Origin of the sequence: Amycolatopsis roodepoortensis, from assembly GCF_014873915.1 — a bacterium.
GTDB classification, from domain to species: domain Bacteria; phylum Actinomycetota; class Actinomycetes; order Mycobacteriales; family Pseudonocardiaceae; genus Amycolatopsis; species Amycolatopsis roodepoortensis.
Genome location: NZ_JADBEJ010000006.1, coordinates 66,671 through 74,539, shown reverse-complemented (window position 1 = coordinate 74,539; position 7,869 = coordinate 66,671). Strand labels below are relative to the sequence as shown.

Genomic DNA, 7,869 nt, shown 5'->3' with positions numbered 1-7,869 from the left:
AGCCACCGCCAGTCGTGTCCTTCCGGCAGGACCGGGTCCTTCCCCGCCCGGACCTGCTGGTCGAGGTCGTCGCACAGGCACCACAGGCCCTGGGCCAGCAGCTCCACGGTCACCAGGTCGGTTTCGCAGAGGGCGGCCGTCGTGGCGAGCGGGTGATACGAGACGCCGGCCCACGATGCCCAGCCCAGCGAAACGCCGTCGATGCCGACCGGCACATGGTCATCCGGCGCGAAGCCCTCGCTGAACAGGCGTTTCTCGATCTGCCGTGCCTGGTGAAGATCAGCTGAGCCTGACCCGAGCAGGACACGGGGCGACGTCATCAGCCGCATCGCCGTGTGTAGGTCGCGGGCCGACCACGCGGGCTCGTCCAGCCAGAAGGCGGTGAGGACGTAGCGGGTGGGCTGCTCGCCGTGCTGGAGGACGGAGGCCAGGTGACGCGCGAGCCGCTCGCGGGTGCTGCGGTGGGTCTCGCGGCGCCACACCGCCAGCTCAGCGATCGACTCCGGACGATGCGACGTCTTCGCGTGCAGCACGGCCACGCCCCAGGCGAACACGTAGAGATCTCCGCGAACGGGCCGATCGCCATCGAGGACCAGCTCGACGCGATGGGCGCTCGCCCACCCGACGAAGCACTCCTCCGCACCCAGCTCGTCGACCAGCTGCCGCACGTTCGGCCCGACGTGAACCGGGACGAACTGGTGCGCCGTCACCGCGAACGTGCCGTCGAGGGAAACCGCGGGCCGCAGGCTGCCGAACAGTTCGTGCGCTGGGCGCCGGTAGGCCAGGGAGTACAGCCGCGCGTACGGGTCATCGGTCCGCTTCGGCGCGGAATCGCCAGCCTCATGGCGGATGAGCGTGCGGCGCACGCTCTCCGCGTCCGTGGGCACAGGAATGCCGGCCTCCAGCCCGATTCGATGCAGCTCTCTGGCCGCGCGGTCGAGCGACCAGCCGAGCCGGTCGCGACATGCGCGCAGCGCTTGATTAGAGCCTGCTTGATCTTCGCGAGCCGCCGCCAGTGACATCCCCGATGTCACCCCCATGTCCGCGCTGTCATCTACCGGGCCCTTCCTGAACAGCTGAAACTTGGTGCGAAAGCGATCTTTGATAACTCAATCAGTGTGACCTGCGCTCGCTGCCGGTCCAAGACATGAAGGAAGGCTGAGTCAGAATCTTCGCGCTCTCTGCTAGGACTCGCAAGGAAGCGAGGCTTAGCAAGGTCGTGCATCGTGATCATCGCTGATGCTACGAAGCGGAAGTGAGCAGAAAAAAAAGGGGTGAGACCAGGTGATTCCTGGTCCCACCCCATGTCAGTGCTGCTTTGCGGAGAGAGCCCCTACCTCGTCGAGGCGTAGATGGCCGTGGCGTCGTCAGACTTCTTGTTCCGGTGGTAGCGCTCGCCGAGTGGATCTGCGTCCTCGATCTCGCGGACACGGCGAATCAGCTCGGTCGGACCTGAGTTGGCGAGAAGATCGAGCGCTTCTTCCCAGGTAGTGGTCTGGAAGTCGTCGACGAGACGAGAGGCTCCGTCACTCAGAAGAGCGAACTGGCGAACGGCTGCCGCGTCGAACTCGCCAACCAGGGCATGTTCGACGGCTGCTGGGACGGCTGCGGCGATCCAGTAGCCGCCCTCGCGGTTCTGGGCATCCAGCTCGACGCGCTTCATCGCGATGAGAGCATCAGCTTTCTCTGGTGCGCCGATGGGGTACTGGTCGGCCAGAGCTCTTTCGGCCGCAGCCGTTTTGCTCACTCGGTGATCACTGATCACTTCGAGCCCGGCAGTCGTGTCGGCGACGATCGTGACGTCGCCGAGCACGATGTAGTGCAGGGCTTTGTCTTGAACCCGAACGATTCCGACCGCTGCGGATGGGGCGCCGGGCCGTTGCAGGTCGCACTCGGGGTGCAGGTTCGCGACGTCCACGATGGCGGCCGCGAGGACGTCTGGCAGAGCAAGTTGGCGGTCCGCCGCAATGGCGATGATGCTCGCGCCGAGCTTGCGGGTGTACCAGGCGGGGCCGTGGTGACAACCAGTCTCGGTGCGGACGGTGGCTCCGTCGAGCACCACGATCAGGTCCGGAGTCGCCGCCATCCAATCCTCGTTCGAGGCGTCGCCGCCAGGGACGGTGGCTCCGGTGAGGAACATGGTCAAGGTCCTTACTTGTCGATGTAGATCGGCGTGGCGAGCTCTGAAGATTCGATGGTCCGGCTTCCGGGGTCATAAGTGCACTTGACCAGCGCGGACCAGCGCTTGGTCTTGACCTGCTGGTAGAGATCGGTGACGTGCTCGCAAAGATAGTGGGCGACCCCGAGCGTGCCCATCGCGTGGATGCCGGCGACGTACAAGAAGGTGCCTTTGCCGTCCGGTCGGGGAAGCCTGCCGACGTAGCCGTAGTCAGCCGACTCGCCATCGTCAGCTGGCGACCAGTAGTCCGTGCCGGTCGCGCGATCGATCAGGTACCAGCCCTTGTCGCTTGTGCCGAACCCCAGGTTCTCGTCAGCCTCAAGAACCTGACCAACGAGAGGCAGAAGCCGCGGGCTGGCCATGACGATCAAGTTGGAACGCGTCAGGCGCACCATGCCGGGAGGCGGGACGATCTCGGACGATGCCTTGAGGCCGTAGGCATCGCACGTTTCGGAGATCAGGTCGAACGCGGCAAGCGCCGGCGCTGACAACACGGCAGAAGGCTTGACGTTGGGGCCGCCTGTGCCGTCAGTGCGGGTTTCCCACTTGCCACCAATCGCGACAGTCACCGCTGCTGTGCCGAACAAGGCACGCTCTGGCTTCGGGCCGGACGACAGGAGCTGGTCTACGCGCGACCGCGTCATGCTGAGCATCTTGGCGAGCTCTTTCGGGGTGTAGCCGCTGGCGATCAGCTCGTCGAGCGCTTCTCGTCGGAGGCGGCTGATCTCACCCACCACCTCTTGATGCCAGCTCAGCATGCGTCCTGCCCGCGTTGCGCGTTCCTCGGCGGGCGCGGCCGCCAAGGCCTCCAGGTCCGCCTTGACGAGGTCCTTCACGTCATCCACGTGGGTTTCCTTCCGCTTTTCGAGCTAAGTCTGGGTCAATCTTCGCATAGGTCTTGACGACTTCAAGGGGGGTTGTCTACTTTGATCACAACCCCCCTTGAAGAACCACAGGGGGCTGTTAGGCCAAAAGTTTCAACCCCCCTTGTAAGGCTGAGGGGGATTGAGTTGGTGGCTTTCCGGTCCAATCCCGGAGTCGTCGACAGCGGGTCTGCGCCCGTGGTGGTTCGCTCCACTCCCCCGGTTTTCCGGTGAGGACTCCCTGTAGATGCGGGAGATCGCAGAGAACTCGATAGGACCGCGAAACCTAGGTCCCTACGAGCGCGTATTTCCAGCCCGCCAGGACGGTAAGCCCGAGCGATGCGCGCCTAGGTATCCCCGAAGTCGAGGCGGTCCCTTTTCTCTCACGTTCTTGCAGGTCAGACCGATCGATGCCTGCCGGTTGCCCGCCCGCCACTTCCCCGGCGGGCGGGCCTCCGGGAGTCACCAACGAACGGGAGATCGACATGAGCAACACCCTCGCCGAGTACGCCGCCACGTTCACCCAGGTCGAGTTCGACCTGCTGTTCGCCACCGACGACCGGCTGCACGAGGTGTTCGAGCAGCTGGCGCTGCTCACCACCACGAAGGACGAGCGCGTTCACCGACAGCGCCTCGCCGAGCCGCGGTTCGCCGCGGACCTCGTTCCGTTCCCCGCCGGTTCCGGTCACGAACACCTGGAGGAGGCAGCATGATCACCGAACACGTCATCCGCGATGTCGGCCTGGCCGACCCGCAGCCCGTCCCGCCCACCACGGTCCCCGAGCCGGTCGGTTCGCCGCTGCTGGCGATGGCCACGATCCTGACCGCCGGCCTGATCGCGCTGTTCGGCTCCCACGAGCCGACCCAGCTCGTGGCCGCGCTTGCCGGTCTGGCCGCGTCGTTCTGGCTGTACCGGGTGTTTCGGGCCCGGGGACAGGTGCAGCGATGAGCGCCCCCGCCACGGATTCCGTAGACCTCGGCGCGTTGCAGCACGACGTGCTCGCCAGTGCAGTAAACAAACAGCTGCTGGTGCACTGCCACACCATCGCGTTCAACAGCGGCATGGATCCGGTCGGGATCAGCGCCCGGATCACCCGGCTCAAAGCCGAGATCTCCGAGAAGTTCGACGTCCTCGTCCACCTTCAGGACGCGATGCGAGCCACCTGACCCGGCGCTCCGGCACCGGGGGACCACACGCTCTCCTCTGTGGAGGAACCCCGAGCGCGTGTGGTGCCCAGGCCACCGGATCCCCCTCGACCCTCACCCGGCAGGATTTCCCCACCCGCACGAGAAGGAAGGACGCCCCGTGCCCGACGCGAAGCACCTCGGCCCGGCCGAGGACCAGCCCGACGACATGTTCGCCAAGCTGGCCGCCGAGCTGGAGAAGATGCCCTCCCAGCTCGACGACATCAGGCCGGCCACGTCCCCACCCGCACCGGCCGAGACGGACGCGGCCGAGGCCGAACCGGCGCCGGAGGCGATCGCGGAAGCGCCTGCTCTCGTGCCAGCCCCGTCCCCCGCGCCCGCGCCGCCCGCGTCCGTCGCCGCGGCGCCGACTTCGTTGCCGCAGCCGATGCCGCGCGTGGTCGACGACCCGCCGCCGGTGCGGCTGAAGAAGCCGGAACCGCCGGGGCCCAAGCACTTCCGCACCGCCGGGGCGCTCAGCGTCGGCTACTGGATGTCGGTCGGTGTCGGCGCGGTCGGCCAGATCGCCTCGGTCGGCTCGCTGATCGCCAGCGGCCTGGACGGCAAGATGAAGATCCTCGGCTACGTCGCGGCGGCGTTCGGCGCTGCGTTCGCCGAGATCACGATGATCGGTGCTGGGTCCTCGTCGCTGAAACGGCGCTATGCGGGCGGGACGTGGAAGTCCTTGCTGCTGATCGCCTGCCTCGTCTGCGCCTACGCGACGTCCCTGAACGTCCTGCACTGGGCTCCGATTCAGTTCGGGCTCGCGGTGATGTTCGGTGGTGGCTCGCTCATCGGTTTCGCCGCGCACACCATGGCCGAGCACCTGGCAGCCAAGGACTACGAGATCCGCCTCGCCGAATACAACGCCGCCGTCGCCGAGCGGGACGCCAAGATCGAGGCCCAGGCCGCGTCGCGGCGCCGCGCCGAGGAGAAGGCGTTGCGGGACGCGGTCAAGACGGTTCCGCAGCCGAGCGCCGAACCCGCCCCGGTCGCGGCGGCGCCGGTGAAGCAGACCAAGCCCGCGCAGGCCAAGCCCTCTTCTACCGGGGTCGTGGACAAGCAGACGGCGGTCCAGCTCGGCATCGCCCGCCAGGCCCGCACCCCGGCGATGCTCAAAGAGGCACTCGTCAAGGAAGGGCACGAACTGCCCGCCTCGGACACCACGATCAAGAACTGGTGCCGCGAGATCAAACAGCACATCGGCCAGTAACAAGGAGTTTCGCCGTGGTGAACGTTGACCTTGATCGCGCGACGTTCCGGCTGGCGCGGGCGGAAGCGGCCCGCGCCAGCCTCACGATCGAGGCCTGGATCGCCCTCGCGATCGACCGTTTCGCCGACGTCGCGCACACGCCGGACACCAAGCCAGGTGCCCGGTCGGCGAAGGCGAAGCCCACTGCGAAGTCGGCAGGGAAGCCGAAGATGACGAAGGACGACGTTCTCACCTGGGCCCGGCAGCGGCCGGATCCCGAGACCCTGACCCCGGCCCCGGTCCTCAAGCACTTCAAGGAACAGGGCTACGAGTTGGTCACCGACCGCGCTGTTCGGTACTGGCTCGCCGACATCAGGAAATAACTCCGGTCCAGCACCGGGGGAACGCTCGCGGAGGTCGCCCTTCCCGCGGTTCGCGAGCGTTGCCCAGGCCCCTGGAACGGCCCGCCCGAGACAGCCGGAAGCCGCGTGGTGAGCAGCCACACCCGCACGGCTTCCGGCGCCCACCCCGCGTAGCGCAGCCCTCCCCCTCGTTTGTGCTGCGCGGGAAACGCCGGTGGCCGAGCGCCGCAACCCCCGATGAAACCTGCCTGGTTTCAGCGCGCGCTCGGCCACCGGCCCTCACCGTCACTTCTCCCTCGTCTTCCCCGAGCTTTTGTTGGCACGCCTGGAAAGGACTATCCGATTGGCTCGTGAACGCTACGAACTGCGCCTGGAACGCCTCGATGGAGGCCGGTTGCCGAACCGGGTCGAGGCACTCACCGAGTTCTTCGACCTCGACGACGCGCACGACACCGAAACCACGCTGGCCAAGCACTTTCTCCCGCTGGCCTGCGTCGCCGAGGGCGAAGACCCGAACGGCGACCGGACGGAGATGCCGTGGCTCGCGCGCTACGTCCTGAGGATCTACACGCCGGGCAGCACCCGGCTGGTGACCTCGTATCGCGGCTGGCGGGTGTAGCCGATGGCCGGTCACCGCAGGACTCGCAAGCCCGGCACACCGACCGCGCGCCGGCGTCATCACGAGAACTCGAGGGCGCTGCTGGCGGAGAAACTCGCCGCCACCAGTGACCCGGTCCAGCGCCTGGCGCACGGCTTCGACTACGCGCGCGCCGCCGCGGCGCGGGCCCGGCGCCGGGATCCCGGCGCCGACGTCACCGTCCTGGAGGCCGCGCTGCGCGCGCTCGTCGGCGCGGGCGACCAGCTCATCCGCTGACCCATCTCCGAAAGTCCCCACCCCATGTAGAGGAGTGATGCCCATGTCCGCCGTGCACGAGCTGCCCCAGCCGACGCCCGCGTCCACGACGGACCAGGCCCGGCCGCCGGTCCCGCCGGAGACCGACATGGAGAAGACGATCCCGAACATCCCGGCGATCCGGCCCGACACCCACCTCAGTGTCGTTCCCCCGCCGGGCACCAGCGGCCCGGCCGGGGACAACTGGATCGGCACCGGCGAGCCGGTCGGAGACAGCGGCGGGTCGCCGGTCGACCGGGCGAAGGCCTGGACCGAGGACGTCGCGAAACCGTGGGCGAAGGACCTGTTCGGACCGCCGGACATCGCCACGAAGGACCGGCCGTCGCTGCAGAAACTCCGCCGCTACGGCAAGGAGAACACCCAGACCCCGAACGTTCCGGTGCTGCGCGCGGCGAGCCAGGCCTGGTCCTGGATCGCGATGTACCACGCCGCCCGCGGCTACACCCGCGCGTGGCTGATGGAACGCCCGGTCCGCGCCGTCGTGTTCCTCGCGCTGCTGATCACCGCGTCGCTGCTGCCCGGCACCCGGACGGTGCTGACGGTCCTGCTGTGGCCGGCGCACACCGTCATCGAGCTGCTCACCAACTACTGATCCGCCCGACCGAAGGAGTCCCGCATGTACATCCTGTCCGCCCTCGCGCTGTTCGTGTTCTGGATCCTGATCCGTAAGCGCCGAGCGAAATGGATCCCCGACTGGTTCGCCTGGCTGATCTCCCCGGCTGTGCTGTTCCTGGCCACGACGGCGTTCGCGCTGTCGGACATCGGCCGCTTCCTCGGCGGCATCATCATCTGGGTCATCGGCTGGCCGGTCACCTGGTTCGGCTACGACGGCGCGATCCTGGTGACCATCGTCGCCGCGGCGCTGTTCATCGGCACCGTGCTCGACATCGGCGTCGACCGGAAACCCGACGGCCTGGCCAAGACCGGGCTGGTGCTGCTGCCGATGCTCGCGGCCGGATGCCTCGGTTTCGTCGGGCGGCTCCTGGGTTCGATCGTGACCGGCACCGGCGGCGTCGGCCCGCAGGTCATCGCCGCCATCACCGGCTGAGGCCCGGCCCGCGTGGCCAGGCCCTCAGCCCGCCCGAGCCCCCGGGCGTCACCACCGCGGGGCGGCCCTCACCGGTGTCACCACACAGCCCCCGCCCGGGGGTGTGCGGATGGGCGGGTTCGACTCC

Annotated in this window: 12 protein-coding genes; 9 read left to right on the top strand and 3 right to left on the bottom strand. The window is 67.9% G+C overall.

Annotated elements, in window-relative coordinates; translation table 11 throughout:
- From H4W30_RS37205 to H4W30_RS37195, 3 genes are all read right to left on the bottom strand, one after another.
- A partial coding sequence (locus H4W30_RS37205; protein ID WP_192747040.1) for a hypothetical protein occupies positions 1 to 1,040 on the bottom strand: 1,040 nt, incomplete at its 3' end.
- Positions 1,041 to 1,333: 293 nt separating this feature from the next.
- Positions 1,334 to 2,140, bottom strand: coding sequence for a protein phosphatase 2C domain-containing protein (locus H4W30_RS37200; protein WP_192747039.1), 807 nt, complete (start codon positions 2,138 to 2,140; stop codon positions 1,334 to 1,336).
- 11 nt (positions 2,141 to 2,151) lie between these two features.
- Entirely contained in the window at positions 2,152 to 3,024 is an 873-nt protein-coding gene (locus tag H4W30_RS37195) for a sigma-70 family RNA polymerase sigma factor (protein WP_318780745.1), read from the bottom strand.
- 503 nt (positions 3,025 to 3,527) lie between these two features.
- Between H4W30_RS37195 and H4W30_RS37190 the strand changes: the two genes are divergently transcribed.
- The 9 genes from H4W30_RS37190 (at position 3,528) to H4W30_RS37150 (ending at position 7,742) form a co-directional block, all read left to right on the top strand.
- Positions 3,528 to 3,755, top strand: coding sequence for a hypothetical protein (locus H4W30_RS37190; protein WP_192747038.1), 228 nt, complete (start codon positions 3,528 to 3,530; stop codon positions 3,753 to 3,755).
- Entirely contained in the window at positions 3,752 to 3,991 is a 240-nt protein-coding gene (locus H4W30_RS37185; RefSeq protein WP_192747037.1) for a hypothetical protein, read from the top strand. The genes H4W30_RS37190 and H4W30_RS37185 overlap by 4 nt, the downstream gene beginning before the upstream one ends.
- Positions 3,988 to 4,209 (top strand): hypothetical protein, encoded by a 222-nt coding sequence (locus tag H4W30_RS37180; RefSeq protein ID WP_192747036.1) that lies wholly within the window; start codon positions 3,988 to 3,990, stop codon positions 4,207 to 4,209. Before H4W30_RS37185 ends, H4W30_RS37180 begins: the two co-directional genes overlap by 4 nt.
- Before the next feature lie 139 nt (positions 4,210 to 4,348).
- On the top strand, positions 4,349 to 5,440 hold the full coding sequence (locus H4W30_RS37175) for a hypothetical protein (protein ID WP_192747035.1): 1,092 nt from the start codon (positions 4,349 to 4,351) through the stop codon (positions 5,438 to 5,440).
- A gap of 14 nt (positions 5,441 to 5,454) precedes the next feature.
- Positions 5,455 to 5,802, top strand: a complete 348-nt coding sequence (locus H4W30_RS37170) for a hypothetical protein (protein WP_192747034.1) — start codon at positions 5,455 to 5,457, stop codon at positions 5,800 to 5,802.
- A gap of 322 nt (positions 5,803 to 6,124) precedes the next feature.
- Positions 6,125 to 6,400 carry a hypothetical protein gene (locus H4W30_RS37165; RefSeq protein ID WP_192747033.1) on the top strand — a complete coding sequence of 92 codons (276 nt, stop codon included), beginning with the start codon at positions 6,125 to 6,127 and terminating at the stop codon, positions 6,398 to 6,400.
- A gap of 3 nt (positions 6,401 to 6,403) precedes the next feature.
- Positions 6,404 to 6,655, top strand: a complete 252-nt coding sequence (locus H4W30_RS37160; RefSeq protein ID WP_192747032.1) for a hypothetical protein — start codon at positions 6,404 to 6,406, stop codon at positions 6,653 to 6,655.
- A gap of 43 nt (positions 6,656 to 6,698) precedes the next feature.
- On the top strand, positions 6,699 to 7,286 hold the full coding sequence (locus H4W30_RS37155) for a hypothetical protein (protein ID WP_192747031.1): 588 nt from the start codon (positions 6,699 to 6,701) through the stop codon (positions 7,284 to 7,286).
- 24 nt (positions 7,287 to 7,310) lie between these two features.
- Positions 7,311 to 7,742, top strand: a complete 432-nt coding sequence (locus H4W30_RS37150; protein ID WP_192747030.1) for a hypothetical protein — start codon at positions 7,311 to 7,313, stop codon at positions 7,740 to 7,742.
- Positions 7,743 to 7,869: the final 127 nt, after the last annotated feature.

What these genes read in the sequence shown, in the direction of transcription:
- H4W30_RS37155 (WP_192747031.1), top strand. Translation starts at nt 6,699, where the DNA reads ATGTCCGCCGTGCACGAGCTGCCCCAGCCGACGCCCGCGTCCACGACG.
- H4W30_RS37180 (WP_192747036.1), top strand. Translation starts at nt 3,988, where the DNA reads ATGAGCGCCCCCGCCACGGATTCCGTAGACCTCGGCGCGTTGCAGCAC.
- H4W30_RS37160 (WP_192747032.1), top strand. Translation starts at nt 6,404, where the DNA reads ATGGCCGGTCACCGCAGGACTCGCAAGCCCGGCACACCGACCGCGCGC.
- H4W30_RS37150 (WP_192747030.1), top strand. Translation starts at nt 7,311, where the DNA reads ATGTACATCCTGTCCGCCCTCGCGCTGTTCGTGTTCTGGATCCTGATC.
- H4W30_RS37200 (WP_192747039.1), bottom strand. Translation starts at nt 2,140, where the DNA reads ATGTTCCTCACCGGAGCCACCGTCCCTGGCGGCGACGCCTCGAACGAG.
- H4W30_RS37190 (WP_192747038.1), top strand. Translation starts at nt 3,528, where the DNA reads ATGAGCAACACCCTCGCCGAGTACGCCGCCACGTTCACCCAGGTCGAG.
- H4W30_RS37185 (WP_192747037.1), top strand. Translation starts at nt 3,752, where the DNA reads ATGATCACCGAACACGTCATCCGCGATGTCGGCCTGGCCGACCCGCAG.